Genomic DNA, 23,514 nt, shown 5'->3' on the forward strand with positions numbered 1-23,514 from the left:
TTACAAGGAGTCCTACATGACCAAAACCGTCATCACCAGCGACAAGGCCCCGGCCGCCATCGGTACTTACTCCCAGGCGATCAAGGCAGGCAACACCGTTTACATGTCGGGCCAGATTCCTCTGGACCCGAAAACCATGGAACTGGTTGAGGGCTTCGAAGCCCAGACCGTCCAGGTCTTCGAGAACCTCAAAGCCGTGGCCGAAGCCGCCGGCGGTTCGTTCAAGGACATCGTCAAACTGAACATCTTCCTCACCGACCTGAGCCACTTCGCCAAGGTCAACGAGATCATGGGCAAGTACTTCGACCAGCCATACCCTGCCCGCGCCGCCATTGGCGTGGCCGCCCTGCCGAAGGGTGCGCAGGTTGAAATGGATGCCATTCTGGTCATCGAGTGATGCGCACGGCGCGGCCTGCACGCCGCGCCGACTGCCGCAAGAAAAGGTTTTGAAAGGATTCCACCATGCGCAAAGCGCTAGCTCTCTCGCTGCTCGCCCTGTTTCTCGGCGGCTGCGCCAGCGACCCTGCCGACCGTGACATCAGCGGCACCTGGATCAACCAGGTGGCGATCGATGCCGCCGCCAAGGGCGGTCCCCTGCGTGAAGCGCTGCAGGCTTACGGCCCGAATCTGGAATGGGACGTCAACACCAAGGCCGGTCAGGCTCGCTACACCAACGGTTTTGAGAACGTCGAAGGACGGCTGCTGGGCGAAGAGTCCGGCGCTTGGAAAGTCGACTTCTACGGCAGCTCCGCCAGCGAACTGAAACGCGATGGCGGGCGCCTGCAGCAAGCTGCCAGCGACAACGAACCCGAACAGCTTTTCGATCGCGCACAGATCCCGGTGCCGGAAGGCGCGCCAATCGGGGCCAGCTTCGAACGCGCTCTGTATTCGGCGTATCTGGGCGGCAACTGGATCATCGCCAGCGGCCAGGGTGAAGGCGGCACCGTGCAGTTCCAGGCCGACGGCCAGGTAACCGGCCTGCCGGGCGTTGACCGTTATGCCTTGTGCCTGGCCGGCGATTGCGCGTCCATGAGCAATGGCAACGACAGCATGTGGCTGCAACTCAATGGCCAGGGCAATAACTGGATCTTTGTGCGCAATGGCAAGGAGCTGGAGATTTTGCAAGCAGTCAACGCTGCGCTGGCGGATGAGCAACCGCAGTTTGCCGCAGGTGAGCGCAAATGGTTGCTGGAGAAGCAGTAAGCTGCTTCCGAAACCTCAGAAGATCAAATGTGGGAGCGAGCCTGCTCGCGAACGCGGTGGGTCAGTCAAACTGATAATGACTGACATACCGCATTCGCGAGCAGGCTCGCTCCCACAGTGGTATTTGTGTTGCTGGTAATTCAGCACTTACCTTCAAGAATAGCTGCGTAGCCTTCACGGTAGCTGGGATACTTCGGCACCCACCCCAACGCTTTCGCCCGCGCATTGCTGCAACGCTTGCTGCCAGTGCGCCGCACGCTGGCGTCTTCGGCCCATTCAGTCACACCCAGATACTCGCGCAACCAGCCCACCACCTCACCCAACGGCGCCGGCGCGTCATCCACACCGATATAGAGCTGGTCCAGCTTGACGCCCTCACGGTCTTTTCCCAGCAAGAACGCCAGCAGCCCCGCTGCATCATCGGCATGAATCCGATTGCCATACAGCGGCGGATCAATCGCCACGCGATAGCCGCGACGCACCTGAGTCAACAGCCACTCGCGACCCGGGCCGTAAATGCCGGTCAGGCGCAGCACACTTGCCGGGATGCCGCTATTGAGCGCGACCTGCTCGGCTTCGAGCATCAAGCGACCTGAATATCCGGCCGCGACAGTCTCGGAGGTCTCATCCACCCATGCTCCATCCTGCTGGCCGTACACGCTGCTGCTGGACACGAAGATCAGTCGCTCGGGCACTTGACCATAGTCACCCAGCCAGCTCAGCACATTCTGCAAACCCTGCACGTAAGCTTTGCGATAGCCCTCTTCGTCGTGATCGGTTGCCGCAGCGCAATACACCAGATAATCGACAGCGCCTACCGGCCAGGTCGCCGGACACTCTTCGCTGAACAGGTCGCCGGCGACGCCGATGACACCCTCCGGCAGCTTGGAAACGTCGCGGCGCAGGCCATGGACTTGCCAGCCAGCCGCCAGCAATTGCGTGGCCAGACGACTGCCGACATCACCACAACCGGCAATCAAAACAGAAGGCGCGGACATCAGAAAACTCCCATCGGAAAGGCACAGACTAGCTCTGGCACAGGACGAACGGCTAGCAATGAAGGAAAAAAAGTTACTCTATTACTTTTGTTAACAAGAATTACTTGCAATAATGCACGCCACTTTTGTTCTCGGCCTCACGAGGCCTGGAAGAGCAACAACGTTTTTCTATCTCAGGTCCGGCCAGCATGACACGTAATCAAACTCCCGCTTCGCCAACCACTCGACCTCGCGCCTGGAGCGCCGTCGCGGCTCTGTTGCTCAGCCTGATGCTGGCACCGACCGCCGCCTTCGCCGACGCCCAAGCGCCCGCCACCCCAGCCGCCACCGAGCAGAGCGCACCCGCTGCCGCTCCGGCTGCACCGGCCGCCACCGATCCGGTGCAGGCTGTCGACGCGGCCGACGCACCTGAAGTCCTCGAAGCCGACAACACCTTGGGCATGGCCCACGACCTGTCGCCGTGGGGCATGTACCAGAACGCCGACATCATCGTGAAAATCGTGATGATCGGTCTGGCCATCGCATCGATCATCACCTGGACTATCTGGATCGCCAAAGGCTTCGAGCTGATGGGCGCCAAGCGTCGTCTGCGTGGCGAAATTGCCGCACTGAAAAAAGCCACCACCCTCAAGGAAGCCAGCGCCACCGCTGGTAAAGAAGGCACCCTCGCCAACCTGCTGGTGCACGACGCGCTCGAAGAGATGCGCCTGTCGGTCAACAGCCGCGAGAAAGAAGGCATCAAGGAGCGCGTCAGCTTCCGCCTTGAGCGCCTCGTAGCGGCCTGCGGTCGCAACATGAGCAGCGGCACCGGCGTCCTCGCCACCATCGGTTCGACCGCGCCGTTCGTCGGCCTGTTCGGTACCGTGTGGGGCATCATGAACTCGTTCATCGGCATCGCCAAAACCCAGACCACCAACCTCGCCGTTGTCGCACCGGGTATCGCTGAAGCCCTGCTGGCCACTGCACTGGGTCTGGTTGCGGCGATTCCTGCGGTGGTGATCTACAACGTCTTCGCCCGCTCCATCGCCGGTTACAAGGCGCAGGTCTCCGATGCCTCGGCAGAAGTCCTGCTGCTGGTCAGCCGCGATCTCGACCACCAGCCTGAGCGCAGCTCGCAGCCGCACATGGTTAAAGTGGGGTAATCGGCCATGGGCCTGCATTTGAAAGAAGGCGCAGACGACGATCTGGCCGAGAACCACGAAATCAACGTCACGCCGTTCATCGACGTGATGCTGGTGCTGTTGATCATCTTCATGGTGGCCGCGCCGTTGGCCACTGTGGACATCAAAGTCGACCTGCCCGCCTCGACCGCCAAACCGGCGCCGCGGCCAGAGAAACCGGTGTTCCTCAGTGTGAAAGCTGACCAGCGCCTGTTCCTCGGTGACGACGAAGTGAAAGCCGAAACCCTCGGCGCTACCCTCGACGCCAAGACTCAGGGCAAGAAAGACACCACGATCTTCTTCCAGGCTGACAAAGGCGTGGATTACGGTGACCTGATGAGCGTGATGGACAGCCTGCGCGCCGCCGGTTACCTGAAGGTCGGCCTGGTAGGTCTCGAGACGGCAGCCAAGAAATGATCACGACGCGCCATAAGCTGACGCGTTACAGCGGTAGCCTGGCCGTGGTGCTGGGCGTGCATGCGCTGGCCATCGCGCTGGCGCTGAACTGGACTGCCCGCCCGCCCATCGAATTGCCGCCGCAGGCAATGATGGTCGAGCTGGCCCCGTTGCCTGCCCCGCCACCGCCGGCTCCGCCGAAAGTCGTCACACCGCCGCAGCCACCGGCTCCGGTGGAAGAATTGCCGATTCCGAAACTGGCTGAAGCACCGAAAGCGGAAATCGCGGTACCCAAACCCAAGCCGAAGCCCAAGCCAAAACCGCCGAAGCCGGTCGAGAAAAAGCTGCCCGAGCCGCCGAAGGAAAAACCTTCCGAGGAAAAACCGGCCGATACTCAACCGACCCAGGCGCCAACGGAGAAATCCGCCCAGCCGGCACCGGGCCCATCGCCAGCTCAAGTGGCGGCCAAGGCCAGTTGGCAAGGCGCCCTGCTCGCGCATCTGCAGAAGTACAAGAAGTACCCGCAGAGTGCGCAGTCGCGGGGCAAGGAAGGCTTGAATCGTCTGCGCTTCGTGGTTGATGGCGAAGGTAATGTGCTGTCGTTCGAACTGGTGGGCCGCTCTGGCAATGCTGATCTGGACCGGGCCACCCTGGACATGATCCGCCGCGCGCAACCGCTGCCAAAGCCGCCGGCCGACATGCTCAACAACGGCTCGATCGAAATTGTTGCGCCGTTTGTTTATTCGCTCGAACGCCGCCGCTAAGCAACACCGCAATACCTGTGGGAGCGAGCTTGCTCGCGAAGGCGCCAGGTCAGTCAGAGCAGTTTCGTCTGACATACCGCATTCGCGAGCAAGCTCGCTCCCACAAAGTGATGTGCTAACCAGTAGATCCAGCCAAGGGGCACCGAAAGGTGCCTTTTGCGTATCTGCCAGCGGCAAACCGACCTCGACCGGTGTCGCACTCAGCCCGCAGTCTGATAACGTGCGTCTATCGATTGCAGCCGGTATGCTTGGCGCGCATCTTCATGGACGCTTGCTATGACCCTCACAGAATTACGCTACATCGTTACCCTCGCCCAAGAGCAGCACTTCGGCCATGCCGCCGAGCGTTGCCACGTCAGTCAGCCGACGCTGTCGGTGGGCGTGAAGAAACTTGAAGACGAACTCGGTGTGCTGATTTTCGAGCGCAGCAAAAGCGCCGTGCGCCTGACCCCGGTCGGCGAAGGCATCGTCGCCCAGGCGCAAAAAGTCCTGGAACAGGCCCAAGGCATTCGCGAACTGGCCCAGGCCGGCAAGAATCAGCTGACCGCGCCGCTGAAAGTCGGCGCCATTTACACCGTCGGCCCGTATCTGTTCCCGCATCTGATTCCACAACTGCACCGGGTCGCCCCGCAGATGCCGTTGTACATCGAAGAAAACTTTACCCACGTACTGCGCGACAAACTGCGCAACGGCGAGCTCGACGCGATCATCATCGCCCTGCCGTTCAACGAAGCCGACGTGCTGACCCTGCCGCTGTACGACGAGCCGTTCTACGTCCTGATGCCGGCCCAGCACCCGTGGACCAAGAAAGAGTCCATCGACGCCGGCCTGCTCAACGACAAGAGTCTGCTGCTGCTCGGTGAAGGCCACTGCTTCCGCGATCAGGTGCTTGAGGCCTGCCCGACCCTGACCAAAGGCAACGACGGCGCCAAGCACACTACGGTCGAATCCAGCTCGCTGGAAACCATTCGCCATATGGTCGCGTCCGGCCTGGGCATCTCGATCCTGCCGCTGTCGGCAGTGGACAGCCATCACTACGCCCCCGGCGTGATCGAAGTGCGTCCACTGACCGCGCCGGTGCCGTTCCGCACCGTGGCGATCGCCTGGCGCGCGAGCTTCCCACGGCCGAAAGCCATCGAGATCCTCGCCGACTCCATTCGCCTGTGCTCGGTGGCCAAGCCTGCCGCGCCGGTTACGGCCGGTTAAGCGAGCGTCATGACGGAGCTGTCGCAAGTGTCGGTGACGGCACTCAAGGGTGTCGGCGAGGCCATGGCCGAGAAACTGGCAAAGGTCGGCCTGGAGAATCTGCAGGACGTGCTCTTCCACCTGCCACTGCGTTATCAGGATCGCACCCGTGTGGTGCCGATCGGTGCGCTGCGGCCGGGTCAGGACGCCGTGGTTGAAGGCACCGTCAGCGGCGCCGATGTAGTCATGGGTCGCCGCCGCAGCCTGGTCGTGCGCTTGCAGGACGGCACCGGCGGGCTGAGTCTGCGCTTCTACCATTTCAGCAATGCGCAGAAAGAAGGCCTCAAGCGTGGCACGCGGGTTCGCTGCTACGGTGAAGCCCGGCCCGGCGCCTCAGGCCTGGAAATCTATCATCCGGAATACCGCGCGATCACCGGCGATGAACCGCCGCCAGTCGATGAAACCCTGACCCCGGTCTATCCGCTCACCGAAGGCCTGACCCAGCAGCGCCTGCGCCAGCTGTGCATGCAGACCCTGACACTGCTCAAGCCGAGCACCCTGCCGGACTGGCTGCCGACCGAACTGGCCCGCGACTATCAACTGGCGCCGCTGGCCGATGCGATCCGCTATCTGCACAACCCACCCGCCGATGCCGATGTCGATGAGCTCGCCCTCGGCCATCACTGGGCGCAGCATCGCCTGGCTTTCGAAGAACTGCTCACCCATCAACTGTCGCAGCAGCGTCTGCGCGAAAGCATGCGCTCGCTGCGCGCGCCAGCGATGCCGAAAGCCACCAGGCTGCCACCGAAATACCTGAAAAACCTCGGCTTCCACCCGACCGGCGCGCAACAGCGCGTCGGCAACGAAATCGCCTACGACCTCAGTCAGCACGAACCGATGTTGCGCCTGATTCAGGGTGACGTTGGCGCGGGCAAAACCGTGGTTGCCGCGCTCGCCGCGTTGCAGGCGCTGGAGGCCGGTTACCAGGTTGCATTGATGGCGCCGACCGAGATCCTCGCCGAACAGCACTTCATCACCTTCAAGCGCTGGCTCGAACCGCTGGGCATTGAAGTCGCGTGGCTGGCCGGTAAGCTCAAGGGCAAGAATCGCGTCGCCGCGCTGGAACAGATTGCCAGCGGCACGCCAATGGTGGTCGGCACCCACGCGCTGTTTCAGGACGAAGTGCAGTTCAAGAACCTCGCTCTGGTGATCATCGACGAACAGCACCGCTTCGGCGTGCAGCAGCGTTTGGCGCTGCGGCAGAAAGGCGTCGGCGGGCGCATGTGCCCGCACCAACTGATCATGACCGCCACGCCGATTCCACGCACATTGGCGATGAGTGCCTACGCCGACCTCGACACCTCGATCCTCGATGAATTGCCGCCCGGCCGAACCCCGGTCAACACCGTGCTGGTCACCGACACCCGCCGCGTCGAAGTCATCGAACGGGTGCGTAGTGCTTGTGCCGAAGGGCGGCAGGCCTATTGGGTCTGCACCTTGATTGAAGAATCCGAAGAGCTGACCTGCCAGGCCGCCGAAACCACGTTTGAAGACCTCACCGCCGCCCTCGGCGAATTGAAAGTCGGGCTGATTCACGGGCGCATGAAGCCGGCCGAGAAAGCCGCAGTGATGGCCGAGTTCAAGGCCGGCAACCTGCAACTGCTGGTCGCCACCACCGTGATCGAAGTCGGCGTCGACGTGCCCAACGCCAGCCTGATGATCATCGAAAACCCCGAGCGCCTCGGTCTCGCGCAACTGCACCAGTTGCGCGGCCGCGTTGGCCGGGGCAGCGCCGCCAGCCATTGCGTGCTGCTCTACCATCCGCCGCTGTCGCAGATCGGTCGTCAGCGCCTGGGCATCATGCGCGAGACCAACGACGGTTTCGTCATCGCCGAAAAAGACCTCGAACTGCGTGGCCCTGGGGAAATGCTCGGCACCCGTCAGACCGGCCTGCTGCAATTCAAGGTCGCCGACCTGATGCGCGACGCCGACCTGCTGCCCGCCGTGCGCGACGCCGCCCAGGCTTTGCTGGAGCGCTGGCCGACTCACGTCAGCCCATTGCTTGACCGCTGGCTGCGCCATGGGCAGCAATACGGCCAAGTGTGAGCACCGTCGCAGTTTGTGCAGGATCGTTCCTACAGAGCTGGTTATACTCCTGCCATTGTTTCAAAAACGGATACAGACCATGACCGAAGCTGCTCTCGTCCCCGAATCTCCGCAAGCTCCGTCTGTTATTCGGCTGCTGCTCAACAAGCTGGGCGTTGCCTACGAAGAAGTGCTCGACCACCACGGCCTCAATGCCTCGCGCAAAGTGCAGGCCGTGCTGCTGGACGACGCCGTGGGCGCGTTGATGGTGCTGTTTCCACAGAGCCAGTTGCTGGATCTCAATCGCCTCGCCGAACTCACTGGTCGCCGCCTCACAGCCGTGTCCACCGAGCGCCTGGAAAAGATGCTCGGCAAACACAATCTGAGCCTGCTGCCGGGCCTGCCGGCGCTGACCAGTTCGCCGTGCCTCTACGAAGAAAGCCTGCTGCGCGAGCCGAAGCTGCTGATCAACTCCGGCGAGCCGGGCCTGCTGCTGGAAATCAGCAGCGAAGACTTCAAATCGATGCTGACCAAAGCCAGCGCGGCCAACTTCGGCGAAGCCCTGAGCAGCATTCGCCCCAACCTCGACCGCCCGGACGATGACCGCGAGGAAATCACCCAGGCCGTGCAGGCGTTCACTGCGCGGCGCATTCAACAGCGTCTGGAAGCGACCATCGAGATTCCGCCGCTGGCCGAGACTGCACAAAAAATCATCAAGCTGCGCGTTGATCCGAACGCCACCATCGACGACATCACTGGCGTGGTTGAAACCGATCCGGCACTGGCGGCACAAGTGGTGAGCTGGGCAGCATCGCCGTATTACGCCTCGCCGGGCAAGATTCGTTCGGTGGAAGACGCGATCGTCCGCGTGCTGGGTTTTGATCTGGTAATCAACCTGGCGCTGGGCCTGGCCCTCGGCAAGACCCTGAGCCTGCCGAAAGACCACCCGCAACACACCACACCGTACTGGCAGCAGTCGATCTACACCGCCGCCGTCATCGAAGGCCTGACCCGCGCCATGCCGCGCGCCCAGCGCCCGGAAGCCGGCCTGACGTATCTGGCCGGTCTGCTGCATAACTTCGGTTACCTGCTGCTGGCCCACGTGTTTCCGCCGCACTTCTCGCTGATCTGCCGCCACCTGGAGGTCAACCCGCACCTGTGCCACAGCTACATCGAGCAACACCTGCTCGGTATCAGCCGCGAACAGATCGGCTCGTGGCTGATGCGCTACTGGGACATGCCGGATGAGCTGGCCACCGCTTTGCGCTTCCAGCACGACCCAAGCTACGACGGCGCCTACGCCGAATACCCGAACCTCGTCTGCCTGGCCGTACGCCTGCTGCGCAGTCGCGGGATTGGCTCCGGACCGGATGAAGATATTCCGGATGCGTTGCTCGAACGCGTTGGTTTGAGTCGTGACAAAGCCAACGATGTCGTCAGCAAAGTGCTTGAGGCTGAAGTGCTGCTGCGTGAACTGGCTTCACAATTCAGCCAGGGCTGAAAAGCTCGCGGGCAAGCCCGCTCCCACGAGATCGATGCGATCCCCAGGAGCGGGTGTGTTGCGGCCAACTGTTGATTGGCGTAATCAACCTCGGTACCGAATCACCCAGCCCTGCGGGTTCGGGAAGCTTCCAATGAAATACCCTCCCACTACAATTCGGCCGTCCGTCAAAACCGCCATGTCATGAAGAGCTTCCAGGACGCCGTCCTCGTCGAAAATACTGAACCCTGTGCCGTTGAATGACAGGTCTGGTGTTCCGTCTGCCAAAAACTTCGCCGTAATCGCACTCGGATCATCGTCAGTGACTCCGATCCCGGTATCGCCGCTGACGACGATTGAGCCGTCAAGTCGCGCCACACAGTGCAACCACCTCAAGCCTTGCGGGACGAAGTCGGAGAACAACGGTTTACCGTTATTGAATACGAGATTGTAGGAGCCTTTGGACGTGAGGACCGCAATCACTCCACGCATGGCACCGTCCCTTACGGCAGACCCTGCAAGAACAATTTTGCCATCCACAATTGAAATGGCGGACAGGTGGATATCATCCTCTCCAGAGATGATCACGACGCCGTTACCGCTCTCGCCGAATGACCTGTCGATCTTGCCGTTAGCGTCGAATCGAATGACGTAAGCGCCCGGAGATGGTCCGCTGTAGCTGCCACCAACCACTACACCGCCGTCAGGTTGATGCGCGACCACCTGCGCAGAACTGTGCTGGTGTGCAATGCCAGCGAGTTCGACAAACGCGAACCCCGCACCATTGAATGTGATGTCGTTGAAACCATCCGGATTGAGCCGCATGACGATGCCACTCAAACGGCCAGTGCCGTCTTCGACGGAGCTGACCAGCAGGATTTTGTCGCCCAGCTGCAAAACAGCGTCGCCGGTAGGGCCCGCGCTGCCCATCTGCGCATAAGGAAGGTAACGCACACCCTGTTCAGCAAAGTCCTGATCCAGCCGCCCGTCTTTGTCTTGTTTCACGACAACCAGCCCGGCAGAAACAACAGGCCCATTATTCTGATACTCGGCACGAACGAGCCAACCGCCATCCGGGAACGGCGTCAACTCGAGCATCGAGTGCATATATAGACCGTCCTTGAGTGAGATTTCGACGAATCCGGTCCTTTCTTCACCAAACTCAAGGTCCAGTTGGCCGTTCTCCAGAAGCCGGGCGATCAGCGTTTCCAGGCCATCCTTGCGTCGACGGACAGCCACCAGCAACTTGTTGTCGGGCAGCGCCAGCAGCGCTCTTACGTCAAACTCAGACAGTCCTCCAAGGGGGAATCTGACGATGCCGCTGTCACCAAAAGACGGATCAAAATCAAGCGTGCCACCCGTCAGGTTTGCGCTGAGATAGCGAGCGATCCAGCCATCCACCCGTGAAGGATCAGAAAGGCTGGTGTGGGTCATGGACACCACTATTCGGCCGTCCTCCATGATTGCCAGATCCCGAGGAAACACTGGCCCCGCGACGTCATCGAAGAGCGTATAGCCAATACCGTTGAAGGCCGTGTCCAGTTTGCCGTCAGCAAGAAAGCGCGCGGTCATTACCGCTGAATCCCCGGCACCAACGACAATGATCGAGCCGTCGAGCTGTGATGTATGCCACCACGACAACCCGTCTGGCAGTAACGGGGAAAACAGAGGCTGGCCATTATTGAATACAAGATTGGCCGCTCCACTGGCGGTCAGCACAACCACTAACCCGCCGTGGACGTTTTCTTGCCAGGCATCACCGACCGCAACGATCCGGCCATCACTTCCCCGCACCGAAATGGCTTTCAGAGAGCGCTCGCCATCCTCGTTGAAAATCAGCTTCGCTTGTCCGTTGTTGAATTCCCTATCCAACTTCCCCGCTGCGTCCAAACGTGCCAGAAAAACTCCGGAGCCTGTCTCACCATTCTGAAAGGATCCGCAAACCAGCACCTTGCCATCGGCTTGAACAGCGATAGCGCCGGCGGTGCTCGAGGTGGCACCGACATCCACCGAGACGTACCCCGCGCCGTCAAATGATGGATCGAGCGAGCCGTTCGCCAAAAGACGCATCACGACGGGCGATGGCCATGGCTCATCGATCAGCAGGAAATGGAGCAGGACGATTTTGCCATCGGCCTGCTGAACTGCAGAGCCGGTAGAGGCATTTGTAGCGGGGGACTTTTGGCTTGACTTCGCCCCTGCCGACGACGCAAGCGTGGAGCCCGGGATCTTGTAGAAAGAAAATAAACTCACGCCTTTATCGCCGAACGAATCGTCCAGCTCACCGTTGCCTTTCAAGCGGATCATTGCTTGGCCAGCGTCGACGGCCTTCTGTGTGAAGTACTGAACACGCACCAGCCAGCCGCCGTCCTGCAACGCATCGAGCCCAAACACGGCGCTGATGCTCGCGTCCTTTAAAGATATCTCGACGAAACCTGTCTCATGACTGCCGAAGGACTTGTCGAGCGTCCCGTCTTCGTTCAATCGTGCGATGGCAAGCGGCGCATCATTTCCTTCCTGAGGAAGGGCGACCAGCAACTTCCTGTCGGGGAGTGCCAAAACGGCCGCAGCTTCATGGCTCGCGATGCCCGGTATCGGCAACTTCAATAAACCATTCAGGGCGAAAGATGGATCAGGGGTACCTGGGGTGGTTAAGACTTGAGCCTGAGTCATGTTCTTGCTCCATCAAGTGCGTTGCGTCCTTGCGGGACCGGAGCTTGAGTAGAGCATCGTAGGGATGCGCGAAGCACCTGATAGAAATGACAGTTCGACTGTCTTCACAGACCTGAACAGCGACTTTTCGAGCCAACGAGCGCACGATTTGATGATGCGCCTCGCTTTGAGCCAACCAAGAGAATCTCAAGCCTTGGCCTTTGCCTTCCTCGGCTTCAAATACTTCATCAACCCCTGAAACCACATCACCAGCGCCGGATTGCCCTTGAGCTGGATCGACTTGTCCTGAATCCCCTGCATAAACGCCAACTGCTTGTTCTTCGCCTGCATCGTCGCAAAGCCATAACCGGCATCTTTAAACGCAATCGCAAACGCCGGTTCTGCGACCACCCCAGACTTGCTGGTGATGCGCTGATCCTTGACCACGAAATGCCGCGCCACTTTCCCGTCCAGCGTCTGCAGCTGAAACACCAGATCCTTGTCACCCAACTGCTGCTGGAACGCAGGATTTGTCCGGCTGGCCTTACCCATCAACAAACCCATCATCCACAGAAGAAAACGAAATTTCATGCGCACAGCCTCAAAAGGAAAATGAACGGCCGGGGCAGTGTAAGGGATTCGAACAATAACGCCAGTATCTGAAGCTGTTGGAAGAGGATGCAGACCATTTCCCGCACGATGACTGCCAAGTCACGATTAAGCGCTCGCCCACTGATCGTTCCCCCGCTCCGCGTGGGAATGCATCCCGAGACGCTCCGCGTCTCACCACTCACCTTTCCTACACCTGTTGAAACACATACCTGTAGGAGTTGGCGAAGCCTGCGATCTTTTGATCTTCCGCCCCGCGAATCCATGGGAAGTTTCCTGCAAAGTGCGGGGCTGTCCGTGAACTAGGCGGGCTTGAAGATCACCGATAGGCTTCCTGCGTCATCGGCTATTCGGTGACCGGATGTGCAAGTCCGAATTCGGGAGCAATTTCTTCTTACTCCAAGGGATTTACACCGATGACCAATTCAACTGCCAACACCGAGGACACCTCCCCCTACGAATCCTTCGATTCAGGAAAATTACATGAAGCCGCCAAACGCACCCTTGATCACCATTTGGGCAACCCCGGCCATCCACCGGCCCCACGCCGCGAAGGCCTGTTCAGCCTGAACCCGGACATCGATGCCGAAGCCCTCCTGGCCAACGCCTCGGAAGACCTGCTATCCATCAGCATCATCGCTGCGGACCTTGCGGACGACATAGATGGCTCACGCCGCTCAGTTGCACTGGCCCTGAGCAGAATGGCGGACGGGGTGCGATTGATGGTGGAAGGGACGCTTGACCATATTGAAGTGCGGAACCTGGCTGCCAAATCTTAGCGAGATTCGCGGATGAAAAAGTGGGGGCGTTGAGTCCCCTTTCTCGATGATCCCTGTCTTACCACCGACAGCCTGTCTCTGGAGATGCATCCATGGTGATGTCTTGTTCAAATGAATACTTCTTTCCGGATTTGTAGTTCGTGTAAGTCATCCCGTAAATTCGAGCACCTTGGCTGACCATTTCATATTCGCCTGTCAGCGAGTCTTCGGACACCTCCACCCAGGTTGTCGTGAACTGAGAGGGCCGCCCCTCTGCCATGACTTCCTCTTCGACGCTCCGATAGACAAGGGGAATGACCTTTCGGGACTTCGTGTTCTTGACCCCTGCTCCGCTCCAACGTGAGACGGTGTCGTAATAGGATCGAAACTCGAAATTGATGTTCTTGCCTTCCAACGAACGGAAGCAGGAAACCTCGGTGGTAACCTCACCTAGGGCAGTCAGCGGTATTAGCAGAAACGCAGAAATAAACGCAAACGACGATTTCAAACCGATCATTCCTTAGCGACTTATGGGCAATTGAAAGTGCATTTCTGCGAACTTTACGGGAATAGGGACCGAATCATTTCTTGGAGACTCCAGCACTGCGCTCACCCACCCTCGCCGGGATCTTCGAAGCCTTCCCCGCTTCAGATATTCGCGATGAGTATTGCTTGTATGCCGCCATCGCCCGCTCTTTATCGTTCACGGCCCAATAACTGTCAGCGAGATTCAGGTAAGCAACCGTCCTGTTTGGGTGGTTGGCAATCACTGCATTGAGCAACTCAATCGACTCAGCGTAGTAACCCGCCTCGCCGAGCAGAAAACCGAGGTCATTGGACCAGCCGGGACGCTGCGGGTAGTAGTACTTTGCGACGATATAGCTATCCGGGGGACAAGTGTCATGCGAGCCACCGCCCATCAACGCGTAGCTCATCGTATCCTTGAAGGAAGAGTCATCACCCTTTCGGTAGGCTGCCAGCGCCATATCCAGCAAATCAGCCGAATCGACGGTCATCAATTTCTTTCTAACGCCCTCAATACTGCCAGTACGAGCAACCTGCAGCTTCTGCAGCGCTTCACGCCCATCGAAAGAAGCGAGAGTGATGGGGCCCAATGTCTGCACCGGCAACTCCACTACGCTGACAAGCGACCGGTCACAGGAGTCGCTGTTCGCCACTTGCAGCAGAGCTTTCAGCTCAAACTGCTTCGAACCTCTGTTGAAGGCGAACAACAGGTTGAAGTTGTAAACCGCGTTATCTTCTTCGCTGGTTACCAGCGCGATGTAATCCCCTGCCTCAACGAACGGCTGCTTGACCACAGCTTCCTCAGCCTGCGGATCAATGACAGTCATGACGCCAGGGCGACCTTTGAGTACATGGACGCTGAAGACACCCTGAAGCGCAGACGAGTACTGACTCTTGATCAGAGGCAGCGCCTTCGACGTATCGAGCAAGATGTCCTCGTCACGCGCTTGTTCCGGCGCAATCAACAATCGGTTAGAAACTTCGTCCGCATCACCTGCCAGAACAAATACGTTTTGCCGTGATGCATCACCCAGCAAGCTAGCCGGAATTTCCTTCAGGACTTGTGGGGCAGCGAGTGCGTATGAAGTGGTTAGCAGCCCAAGGCTCAACACGATAAAGCGGAAGAACATATTCACTCTTTCAGTCCCTGAATTTCGGATCGCTCAACGACGCGTTGCGGAATCTTCTGCGCTTTACCGGCGGCACTCATCGCGTCGCGGTACTCGCGGTAATAACGCTGCGCTTGTTCTTGCCGAGACATTGGTAGCGCTGAACAAACTGCTGATCATCAACACCCACTTAAGGCTGGCCATAGAAGATCCTCTTCACCACCGGGCTTTCTGACATTAACTGTCTCTTCGTAACGCCATAGGCCTTGATCAGCTCTTCCCGAGATCCCTTCGAGCCAAAAGAGCGTTGGTTATTATCGAAGCTGTATTGCTCCAATCGCCCTGCTGTCGAGTAATACCCATGCCACTCCGCGCAGGCACCACAACCGCCATATCCGCCTATCGAAACAAGGCTGCCCTGGGTGCCTTCCACGCAATCCATCGCCACAACAACATTGCTCAACATTTTCGTCTTCGCACCGTCGGAAGTGAGTTGTGAAACTTTGCTGATATCGCGACGAAGCACTTTGCCGCCGATGTTGATGGTCTGGTCGGAGCAAACCGGGATGACGTGGATTTGCGCACCATCCACCGTCACCGATCGACAGGACGAAACCAACACCACTTCAACACCGCCACACTGCATGACATCGCGCTGAGTCAAGGCGTCCGAAGGCGCGGCGAGAACTGGCAGAGAGAGCAGCAGAGAAAGACTGCCCGCGAGAAGACGGATCATCCACTCACTCCTCATCCATCGGCGACGATTCCACATCGGTCATGCTTAGCAGCCGAAACTCATTGTTCACAAATTCGTAGTAACGATCCCGGTTACCACTTTCCAACGCATTCCCTTGGGCATCTTCTTCGCCGTCGAGCGTGATGCCGGACACGATGATCAAGCGACTATCGGGCTGGTAAACCATGCCGAACGTGCTGCCGTCGTAAGCATTCGGCAGACCGCCAACCACTTCACCGGTCTGAACGTCCAGCACTTCGCCGCAAATGGCGCTACCGCCACAACCGAGCCTGTGCAGGATGTAATGGCCGGCGAAGTTGACCTTGCCTTTCAGGGCTTGCATCCGTGCCTGATCCATCATTGAGCTGCTGTTTTCTTGCGGCACCAGCTTATGGTTGGGGCCGGTGAAAACGGGCGTGACGGTGTAATCCTTGAATGCTGGATCGGCAGCGAATGCCATGGACGCGGCAGCCAATATCAAGCTGCCGAGAAGAACTGAAAATCCTTTCACGCTGTAGCTCCATCTATGCAATGCATCGTCAACATCCTCACTCGAAGGCGATGCTCCGCACTGCTGTTTTGATTTCTTCAAATCCTTCAACGCTTATCGCCAACGGGGCGGATGAGCCCGACTCCGCGGACCCAATCAGTACCTGTTCGTTATGCATAAGGCAGAAGGTGATGCGACTGAACAGACGTCGACTCTCATCGTGATAACCGATGATGAATCCTGACGACTTTGCCCCCTTCAGCGATTCAAACGTGTAGGTTTGCGGATGCCCCGCCAACAACGTTGGCCCCCAGCCGTGATCAGTCAGAGTCGCCGGACACTTGCGGTCGTTGGCTTCACGCAACAGCTGCAACTCAATCGCGCTATCGGACGGCAACTGCTGACTAGTGAGAGCGGAAAAACTTCCCGCGCTTTCACACATAACACCAAACCATGGCTCGCTCAGACCCGCTGACTTTTCGAAATTCCACTCAGCGCTGTTTGAGCTTGGTGCCTGCCACAAGTGCGGCGCGTTCAAAGTGTTGCGAAGTTGTTTCGTCGCAACGAATACCAGATCAGGCGAATTGAACTGCAGCCATTGATCTTGCGTAAGCTTCATCGAAAACCGGCAGGGTGTCATAACCACCAAGGCGGTAACTGGCCCTTGAGCGGCCTGCGATTGACCGAGAGCATCACCGATCAACACGGTCTTGTCGGCAATGGCATGACTAACCTGCATGAGGGCAAAACCAAAGAGCAGTCCGTGTAGATATCGAGGCTGTATGAAACTCAACGGTGATACATCAGCCACGGCTCTGGTCGCTCGATTCGGTTGCGCAATTGCCTTTCCGACAGTCATGTCGATAGAGCCAAAATAGCGGCGGCAAAAATACGAGCAGCGCAAAACCATCCAGCCACACGTGCGACCAGACCTGCTGTTGCGCCGAGAGCCACATGTCCTGCGGCGCCCATAACAGGATGCCGGCGATCAACCAGCCCCAGACTGCCGGAGCTTTCAAGCGATTGCCCAGGTGCACCAACGCGAGCATGTACAGCGAATAACTTTGCAGCGTCGCGCCGAACAGTGCGAGCCACCAGACTTGTTGTTCGTGGCCGGCGGTGGGAACCGCATCGGCACCCCAGAACGACAGTTCGAGGACTCGCAGGTAGCCATCGAGCAAGCCGGAGTCACCGGCCCAGGTCAGGGTAAGACCGGCGAGGATGTGTGCGATCGCAGCGGCATATAGCCAAAGCACCAACGCTGGGCGAAGCGAGGAAGAAGAGGCTGGCATTCCGTGTCCTGAGCGCGTTCCTTGGGGGTGGGGAGTTTAAATGAAAACCGGATGTGTCTGATGCTCGAAAATTAAACGTTTTACCCTGCCCCATTCAGGCGCGATGCCTGCGAATAAGCATCAAGCATGATCCGGTTTCAAATACAGTGACTGGCCTTGATCGGCTCCGGGCCATGCGAGTCCAGACGTTTTAACTGCTCAATCGCGCGGGGCTCATCTTTATCCGCCGCCATTTGATAACAAGCCAGTGCGCGTGACAGATCTTTTGTTCCCAACTCTCCAGCCTCGAACGTAGAAGCCAGATAAACCATAGCGTCCGTTGAACCCATCTCAATGGCGCGGATGACCTGCTCCTCTGCCTGCTTGGGATGAAGGCAAGGGCCGTTATAGTCGGTGGAGTTTCCTGAACAAAGAAACGTCGCATAGCCCATCGCACCCTTTGGTATTTTCGAAGCCGCTTTGAATAAAGCCTCAACCTTAGGGGTTTCCAACTGAGATGCCATTTGCGAAAGACTCAGGCTTGCCGCCGACAGGCTCGCCTGTGCATCACCCGACTCTGCAGCACACACAAAATTCTCCAGGGACGCCTCAATCAACTCCGCAGTCAGCCGGTATTGCTCAAGAGACCCTAGCCCGCCCAACGCTTCTGCACGCTGATAGCAGAAGTTCTCAGCGCGGCTCATTCCCGGGTTCTCTGTTGCGACAAGATCTTTCTCACTGATCGACCAATCCTCAATCCCCTCAAGCACCCAGCACGCCTGACGAGAGAAGTTGAAGATCTTGATATTGCTGTTGCCCGCTCGCTTATCCACCACGTTGACGTGACTGTCGTCGACCTCTTCGATCTCGACCCCAGGTGTCTTGCCGGGTGTGATTGCAGCCATCAGCGGATAGGTGAACGTTGTTCCACTAACACCCGAGGTCGAAGGCTCAAAGGTACTTCGATCCTTTCCCGCCATGGGTTTCAACACCAAGGACTTGACCGTCATTGCAGTGAGACGGCGTTGTGATTCGCTGTTGGCGGAAAACGCAGTCAGGAAAGGCGCGAACTCCTCCGAGGGACAAGCGTCGCTAGTGGAAGCCGCCGAAGCGTTCATGTCGGATGCAAGAGCAGGGACAATCTTGTCCAGGTACGCCGAACGCTCACGACTCATTCTGGCGATGCATGAGTTAACGGCGAACACATGCGCCGGCATCCCCGTCTCGATTTCGAATGCCTCCAAAGGGCAATTCGCATCGCGCAATTTCAGCCACGCACGTTGCGATTCTTTAACCTTCGCCGCGTACTCCGCACCCAACGCCGGATCTGCTCGATAGTCAGACTCAAGCCGCGACATCAACTGCTTGTAGCTGACATTCAACTGCGCATCAGCAGCCTTCTTCGCCGCCTCCGAGCAGGGCACCATTTCCAGGTTTGAGCTGACCTGGCTGCAATCGTCCTGCGCATAGGCCGCTGAAACTGGCAGTAGCAGCGCGGCTAGCAGGGTAAAAACAAAACGGTTCACTGTGTTCATCCTTGAGTCTTTCAGGCTTTGCGTTTGGTGAATCGGGTGATGCATTGCTTTGGGATGTTCGTTTCCGAGTAAGTGCTGAGCAACGCTTTGCGTTTTTGGTCGACGCGCAGGTTAACGAAGCCATCGCCGCAGTCCGGCTGCAACTCTTCGAACATTCCGGTTCTGGTTTGGTAAACGAACACCCGGTAGTAATCGTAAGTACCCATGCCGTCATCCAGCTGCCAGATCGCGAAATCCTGGGTGCCGTCGAAATTGAAATCGTCGAACTGCACGTGGAGTTCGTTCTCGGCTTCAAAATCGATTGTTCGCGACTCGCTGTGCGTTTCGCTTTTAACCGCGATGTTCAGCTTGGAGCCTTCGAGAACCAGCGTCGCGTCGACGCCTTTGGTTGGGCTGACCGTGGTGGTTTCGGCTAATGCCGGGATCGTCCACATCAGGCCGAGCAGTGATACCGCTAGAGTTTTGAATTGCATGTGCTCGCTTACTCCTCCCCGTGAAACGCGGCTCGTCTCAATTGCAGTTTTCTCGAGATTCCGCTGACTGTGGAATACGTTCACCCTTTCCGCTCTCTGTTATTTTAGCGATGTATTCCTTATAAAGCGGACACGCGTCGGACTTCATTCCGATATCCCAATAAGCATCTGCCAAATTCAATGTTGCAACGACTCTCTCCGGAAACTTTTTATGAATCTCCCTCAAAAGCACAGCAGCTAAAATATTGTTTTTGCTACGGTACAAATAATAAGCATAATCATTTAGAGGCCCGACATTATCATTGGAAATTATCAAAGTTAGCTCATACACCAGCTCTTGAGGAATACTCTTCCTTACCTTTTTCCCGCTATCATCGAGCCCATAAAATAATTCTCCTTTTTCGCCCTGAGAAAGCTTACCAAGAATATATTTGAAGTCTTTCCTGATTTCTGCAAGCTGATCCTCATTACTCAAATAGATGAAAAAAAGGGGACAGACCACGTTTTTCGGAAAATCGTGGTCTCCGTGGTCTGTCCCCATTTCCGCCATTTCCGCGATCCACCACCTCGATCACGCAGAGTTATAAATAGCGTTAAAGAATCATTTAACAACCTCAGAACAACTAAGTTCTTTTATAAGCGCACCGACCACTGGCACAACACAGTGCCTACGCTGCTCTCCGGTAGGCTGAAGAGGCGTAACGCTAAGTATCATATGAATGCCATCTTCCTGCACAGTAATATCTTCGAAACCAGCATCGGCGAAGTCCGAGCCAAATTTTTTACCTTCAAACTTACAGAAATTTGCGAAAGATAATACTTCCCAGTTTTTATCTGGGCTGATCACCTGAACCTCGAGACATGAATCATTAAATGTTTTTATATACCTCGCAACATTATCACCAATACGTCCCACTCCGACTTCAGAGACTGGCCCAATATCGGGAACTGCTGCTGCGGCACCACCTAGAAAAAATACACAAAATACGGGAGCCAACTTGAACAAATTCATATAAATATTACCTCAAATAATCAACGCGCTTATTAAACCGATCATCGGGCACATTACCCCACTTGGAACGATCACCAATCACCGCAGAAAATGCAGACAGATCATTATTTGTCATATGCCTCTGAATAAATGCTCTAGCATCTCCAGTATAGTCACCTCGGTAGATTAAATCGATTGCCATATCTTGAATTTTTGGATTCGTCGAATCCCAATTCAAATGACCATAAAGATGAACCACATCAGCCTTATCCGAGATCCTTATAACTTCACTTTTCATGAATTCATAAACCGGAACAAACAACTGATATTGCTGCTTCCTAGTTATAAAGCTTTTTCGAATTTCTGGGCTTGCACTATTCAAATAATTTCTCGCAGCGACGCCGCTTAAACCTTTTGAACCTAACAGCCAACTCAACAACGGCTCCTTGATTCCCACAGCAGCAAGATCAGTCTCCGGAGTAGGCCTTTGGCCTAGGTCATAACCTCTACCAATAGTTATCCCAGACACACCCCCAGGCCAATGCACTTTTCGGCTGAAATACATATGCAATGGATTTGCCGGGTCTTCTAGGTCATTCCCTTCTACATCAAAAGTAAGTTGCCCCCTCTCAACCTTTAGCCACTTCAGGTCATTATCATCCTCCATCGCGAGGAAGTTTGAAACGAAACCTATAGGGTGAAAATGATAACTCAACCCCGTTCCTGCCGGGGTCTTATCAGCCAACTTATCCCAAAAAACGTATGAATCTATTCTTTCTTTTTCATGTTTTAGTAATTTTTCAGAACCATCTAGAAGAGTGTCTAATCTCTTCCATTTCTCTGTTTTTGTATCATCCTTCCACTCCGTAGGATGGTGTGCCACTAATTTTGACCAGTGCTGCCTTGTCTCCGTACTTTTCAATGCGTCAGCGAGTTCAGATGGTTCAACCTTTCCGTCATGGTTTTTGTCTATTTTCTTCAAGAGGTCTTTAAAAAACTGGGGCATATCATCAGGATCGAGGAAACCGTCGGAGGCTGAGTTGCTTTCCTCTACAAGCTGAAAACCCATTTTCGTCCAATCGTGTGGAGTGATAACTTTTGCATCAGATTTTTTTACCAATCCAGAGACCGGCTGATCTTCATCATTTACGGATATCTCATACCAATCCTCATTGCCTTCCTTGACAACCGGCACCTTACCTAGGTCAATAGCGTGTTCTTCTTTTAAAGGTTCACTTGTTCCAGTAGCAGGCATTTTTTTCTTAAGTTGAGCACCTTTCGGCAGATGCAAATACTGACGCCCGACTTTTAATGCAGCTACATTATCTAGAAAATCTTTCACCTCAGCCTGAGTTGTAAATATCTCGATATGAACTTGAAATTTACTATCGGTAAGGCCCTCTTCATTTACTAGATTTTCAGTTTTACCCAAATAGCCAATAGGGTCACCAGCCTTGATTCCGACACTGGTCGTCACAACATCAAAATTTGTAGGAGTGAGTGATTCCCATTGCGTGTACTGACTATCTTTCTCACTTTCGATAATCGCCCAAAAATTACTTGGGGCAGCTCCATTATCGTTCCAGATGCTGGCAACTACTGGAACGCAGGGCGCCATACGCCGCAGCTTGTTACCAACCACCAAATTCAGTACATCTTTGCTATCGAACTCAATGACACTACCTACTGTAATCTCTCGATTATTTTCGATGCGTGCACCTGCAGGTTGTCCGTTAGCAAGGTTCGTTGGCGCGCCGTACATAGCTAAACGCTGGGTAGTTTTAGCCTTTACCTTGCCTTGCCAGTATTTTGGCCTAGCACGCTCGGGTATCGCATCTGCAACCCAAATAGCCTTGTGGCTGGAGTTTTGATATGGCTCATCATTCTTTAAATATGCAAACCAAACTTCTTGCCCTACGTCGCGGACTTTAGTTGACCCATGTTTTACGCTACCGAAAAGGATTTTCCCCTTAGCATAAGTAACATCCTCAACTGATCTTTTTTCCAGAATTTCAAGCTTGGTGTGCTTCGCCAATTTTCCTGGATATGGAAAGTTATTCGACGCAGGAAAATCATCATACGCCTTGAAATCTTTTACAGTCATCGTCACTATCGGGTTCGGCTTTTCATTCTCCGCTAACGGATAGCGCTTATAAGGCAAAAGATGCATATATAGGCTATAAAAAATCAGACCGTTCTGCTTTCCTTTATTAGGTCCATCTTCTGGGTTTGGCGCCGATTTGTATTCATGTCGCACCAAACAGAAGGAACTAGAATAATCCAGGTTTTTCGCCGTTTCTCCTGTGCCAAACGTCGACTTTAGATAATCCTCGTTGAGGCGGTAGGCCACCACCTCGCCATCGGCCATGCAGCGAATCGGTTCATTCAAAATGCATTGGGGAGCACTAGCATTGCTGATGTGTATACCACCGTGCCAGAACTTGTTTCTGCCGAGCAGGTAATGGCCAGCAGTTTCGGCCTCAAGCGCATTGTAAACCTCCTCCGCATCAGCGAACTGTTTGCCGTCAGCTTTTCGGAAAGGATATTGAAAGTTCATCAATGGGGCGGGGCCTGCCGGTACAGGAGCAGGTGCCGGAGCCGGAGCCGGAGCTGGATTAGCGCCTGTCCGATACTCCTCCTTAGCCCTTAGAAACTTTGTTGGAACAGGCCAGTAGTATGCAGGCGGGTTCCGGCCAAAGAACGCTTCCGAAGGTCCGTTAGTGGTCTGAGCACCAAAAATTTTTCCCTGGCCCGTCGCTGCGTTGAATTCCATGACAATGCCGGTATGAAACAGGCGACGATTGCCTCCCGTTAGAGGGAGGATGTCAATCCAAAGAGCAATGTCCCCTTTCTTGACCTCTGTTGGTGGCACCACGGTGTAAAAGCGAGAGGAGGCATTCATCGCTCTCGTCTCCTCATACTCAATCTGGTAGCCCGCGCCAGTGAGCAGAAGATTCACCATATGGGAGCAATCGATCAGCTTTTTCCCCGCAGCATTTGTTTGGGTGCCATTGCCTCCCATCAGGTAGACGTAATCACCGCCGGTGTACTGATTTCTTAAATCGAGTGGTTCGGTCATTTGTGCATCCTGCAA

24 protein-coding genes are annotated in these 23,514 nt (G+C 56.2%); 9 read left to right on the forward strand and 15 right to left on the reverse strand.

Annotation, left to right across the window (positions count from 1 at the left end):
* Positions 1–16: 16 nt before the first annotated feature.
* Both QMX86_RS02030 and QMX86_RS02035 read left to right on the forward strand, forming a co-directional pair.
* On the forward strand, positions 17–397 hold the full coding sequence (locus QMX86_RS02030) for a RidA family protein (RefSeq protein WP_014340863.1): 381 nt from the start codon (positions 17–19) through the stop codon (positions 395–397).
* 65 nt (positions 398–462) lie between these two features.
* Positions 463–1,203 (forward strand): hypothetical protein, encoded by a 741-nt coding sequence (locus QMX86_RS02035; RefSeq protein ID WP_122705554.1) that lies wholly within the window; start codon positions 463–465, stop codon positions 1,201–1,203.
* Positions 1,204–1,343: 140 nt separating this feature from the next.
* Here QMX86_RS02035 and QMX86_RS02040 read toward each other — a convergent pair whose 3' ends face one another.
* Positions 1,344–2,201, reverse strand: coding sequence for an SDR family oxidoreductase (locus tag QMX86_RS02040; protein WP_110644512.1), 858 nt, complete (start codon positions 2,199–2,201; stop codon positions 1,344–1,346).
* 188 nt (positions 2,202–2,389) lie between these two features.
* Between QMX86_RS02040 and exbB the strand changes: the two genes are divergently transcribed.
* The 6 genes from exbB to QMX86_RS02070 all read left to right on the forward strand — a co-directional run bounded on the left by exbB (position 2,390) and on the right by QMX86_RS02070 (position 9,292).
* Positions 2,390–3,343 carry a tonB-system energizer ExbB gene (gene exbB / locus QMX86_RS02045; RefSeq protein WP_024014803.1) on the forward strand — a complete coding sequence of 318 codons (954 nt, stop codon included), beginning with the start codon at positions 2,390–2,392 and terminating at the stop codon, positions 3,341–3,343.
* A gap of 6 nt (positions 3,344–3,349) precedes the next feature.
* Positions 3,350–3,778, forward strand: coding sequence for a TonB system transport protein ExbD (exbD, locus tag QMX86_RS02050; protein WP_016772535.1), 429 nt, complete (start codon positions 3,350–3,352; stop codon positions 3,776–3,778).
* The gene (locus tag QMX86_RS02055) at positions 3,775–4,521 is read left to right on the forward strand and encodes an energy transducer TonB (RefSeq protein ID WP_024014804.1); all 747 of its coding nucleotides are present in this window, start codon (positions 3,775–3,777) and stop codon (positions 4,519–4,521) included. The genes exbD and QMX86_RS02055 overlap by 4 nt, the downstream gene beginning before the upstream one ends.
* A gap of 276 nt (positions 4,522–4,797) precedes the next feature.
* A complete protein-coding gene (locus tag QMX86_RS02060; protein ID WP_024014805.1) occupies positions 4,798–5,727 on the forward strand; it encodes a hydrogen peroxide-inducible genes activator in 930 nt (309 codons plus the stop codon).
* A 9-nt stretch (positions 5,728–5,736) separates the two neighbouring features.
* On the forward strand, positions 5,737–7,812 hold the full coding sequence (gene recG, locus QMX86_RS02065) for an ATP-dependent DNA helicase RecG (protein ID WP_282382987.1): 2,076 nt from the start codon (positions 5,737–5,739) through the stop codon (positions 7,810–7,812).
* A gap of 79 nt (positions 7,813–7,891) precedes the next feature.
* The gene (locus QMX86_RS02070; protein ID WP_073470910.1) at positions 7,892–9,292 is read left to right on the forward strand and encodes an aminoacyl-tRNA deacylase and HDOD domain-containing protein; all 1,401 of its coding nucleotides are present in this window, start codon (positions 7,892–7,894) and stop codon (positions 9,290–9,292) included.
* A gap of 84 nt (positions 9,293–9,376) precedes the next feature.
* Here the strand turns inward: QMX86_RS02070 and QMX86_RS02075 are convergent, their stop codons facing one another.
* Complete coding sequence (locus QMX86_RS02075) at positions 9,377–11,944, reverse strand: hypothetical protein (RefSeq protein WP_282382992.1); 2,568 nt, start codon at positions 11,942–11,944, stop codon at positions 9,377–9,379.
* A 186-nt stretch (positions 11,945–12,130) separates the two neighbouring features.
* Positions 12,131–12,514, reverse strand: coding sequence for a hypothetical protein (locus QMX86_RS02080; RefSeq protein ID WP_007920327.1), 384 nt, complete (start codon positions 12,512–12,514; stop codon positions 12,131–12,133).
* A 434-nt stretch (positions 12,515–12,948) separates the two neighbouring features.
* On the opposite strand from QMX86_RS02080, the gene QMX86_RS02085 reads away from it, so the two are divergent.
* Positions 12,949–13,311 (forward strand): DUF6124 family protein, encoded by a 363-nt coding sequence (locus tag QMX86_RS02085; RefSeq protein WP_282382995.1) that lies wholly within the window; start codon positions 12,949–12,951, stop codon positions 13,309–13,311.
* A 58-nt stretch (positions 13,312–13,369) separates the two neighbouring features.
* On the opposite strand, the gene QMX86_RS02090 is transcribed toward QMX86_RS02085, so the two are convergent.
* The 12 genes from QMX86_RS02090 to QMX86_RS02145 all read right to left on the reverse strand — a co-directional run bounded on the left by QMX86_RS02090 (position 13,370) and on the right by QMX86_RS02145 (position 23,499).
* The gene (locus tag QMX86_RS02090) at positions 13,370–13,798 is read right to left on the reverse strand and encodes a hypothetical protein (RefSeq protein ID WP_240996702.1); all 429 of its coding nucleotides are present in this window, start codon (positions 13,796–13,798) and stop codon (positions 13,370–13,372) included.
* A 73-nt stretch (positions 13,799–13,871) separates the two neighbouring features.
* Entirely contained in the window at positions 13,872–14,945 is a 1,074-nt protein-coding gene (locus QMX86_RS02095) for a tetratricopeptide repeat protein (protein ID WP_282383002.1), read from the reverse strand.
* A 2-nt stretch (positions 14,946–14,947) separates the two neighbouring features.
* Complete coding sequence (locus tag QMX86_RS02100) at positions 14,948–15,076, reverse strand: hypothetical protein (protein ID WP_263216313.1); 129 nt, start codon at positions 15,074–15,076, stop codon at positions 14,948–14,950.
* Between the two features lie 38 nt (positions 15,077–15,114).
* Positions 15,115–15,660 carry a hypothetical protein gene (locus QMX86_RS02105; protein WP_263216315.1) on the reverse strand — a complete coding sequence of 182 codons (546 nt, stop codon included), beginning with the start codon at positions 15,658–15,660 and terminating at the stop codon, positions 15,115–15,117.
* Between the two features lie 4 nt (positions 15,661–15,664).
* On the reverse strand, positions 15,665–16,120 hold the full coding sequence (locus QMX86_RS02110; RefSeq protein WP_130928473.1) for a hypothetical protein: 456 nt from the start codon (positions 16,118–16,120) through the stop codon (positions 15,665–15,667).
* Positions 16,121–16,208: 88 nt separating this feature from the next.
* Complete coding sequence (locus tag QMX86_RS02115) at positions 16,209–16,961, reverse strand: hypothetical protein (protein WP_282383008.1); 753 nt, start codon at positions 16,959–16,961, stop codon at positions 16,209–16,211.
* On the reverse strand, positions 16,954–17,442 hold the full coding sequence (locus QMX86_RS02120; RefSeq protein WP_282383011.1) for a cell division protein: 489 nt from the start codon (positions 17,440–17,442) through the stop codon (positions 16,954–16,956). The genes QMX86_RS02115 and QMX86_RS02120 overlap by 8 nt, the downstream gene beginning before the upstream one ends.
* Positions 17,443–17,579: 137 nt before the next feature.
* Complete coding sequence (locus tag QMX86_RS02125) at positions 17,580–18,947, reverse strand: lysozyme inhibitor LprI family protein (RefSeq protein ID WP_282383017.1); 1,368 nt, start codon at positions 18,945–18,947, stop codon at positions 17,580–17,582.
* A gap of 20 nt (positions 18,948–18,967) precedes the next feature.
* Positions 18,968–19,429, reverse strand: a complete 462-nt coding sequence (locus QMX86_RS02130; RefSeq protein ID WP_282383019.1) for a hypothetical protein — start codon at positions 19,427–19,429, stop codon at positions 18,968–18,970.
* Between the two features lie 37 nt (positions 19,430–19,466).
* Positions 19,467–19,979: a hypothetical protein gene (locus QMX86_RS02135; protein WP_282383021.1), complete on the reverse strand. Its 513-nt coding sequence runs from the start codon at positions 19,977–19,979 to the stop codon at positions 19,467–19,469.
* A gap of 51 nt (positions 19,980–20,030) precedes the next feature.
* The gene (locus tag QMX86_RS02140; RefSeq protein ID WP_141681048.1) at positions 20,031–20,441 is read right to left on the reverse strand and encodes a hypothetical protein; all 411 of its coding nucleotides are present in this window, start codon (positions 20,439–20,441) and stop codon (positions 20,031–20,033) included.
* Between the two features lie 7 nt (positions 20,442–20,448).
* Positions 20,449–23,499, reverse strand: coding sequence for a calcium-binding protein (locus QMX86_RS02145; RefSeq protein ID WP_282383028.1), 3,051 nt, complete (start codon positions 23,497–23,499; stop codon positions 20,449–20,451).
* Positions 23,500–23,514: the final 15 nt, after the last annotated feature.

Source organism: Pseudomonas sp. PS01270 (assembly GCF_029959775.1).
Classification (GTDB): Bacteria; Pseudomonadota; Gammaproteobacteria; order Pseudomonadales; family Pseudomonadaceae; genus Aquipseudomonas; species Aquipseudomonas atacamensis.